At 63.1% G+C, this 431-nt stretch carries 1 protein-coding gene; it reads left to right on the forward strand.

Features of this window, described 5'->3' with window-relative positions; all coding sequences use genetic code 11:
• The coding region (locus ACXN5W_RS30395; RefSeq protein WP_473161821.1) for a C39 family peptidase at nt 1-426 on the forward strand (426 nt) is incomplete at its 5' end.
• Nucleotides 427-431: the final 5 nt, after the last annotated feature.

Raw genomic sequence — 431 nt, forward strand, 5'->3', positions numbered from 1 at the left:
TCCGCCGACGGCCACACCATCAACATGGACGACCTCGCCAACGAAATGGGCACCACCGAAGCCGGCACCAACAGCGCCGAAGACACCACCCGCGCCCTCAACAAGGTCCTCGGCACCGACAAATACCACACCACCGCCCTACCCAACCCACACGTCAACCCAGAACAGATGGACCAACTCCAACACGACATCAAAACCACCATCGACGACAACCGCGCCCTCGTCGCCAACGTCGCCGGCACCTCCACCGACACCGACGGCACCACCCACAGCTACGAAGGCGGCCACTACATCGCCATCCACGGCTACCGCGACGACGGCCGCCAAGTCAAAATCGCCGACTCCGCCAACCCCAACACCGCCAGCTACTGGATCAGCACCATCAACCTCGCCAACTGGATGGCCACCCGCGGCTACAGCCACTAACACCA

The sequence above is a fragment of the Plantactinospora sp. A48 genome, assembly GCF_055793945.1.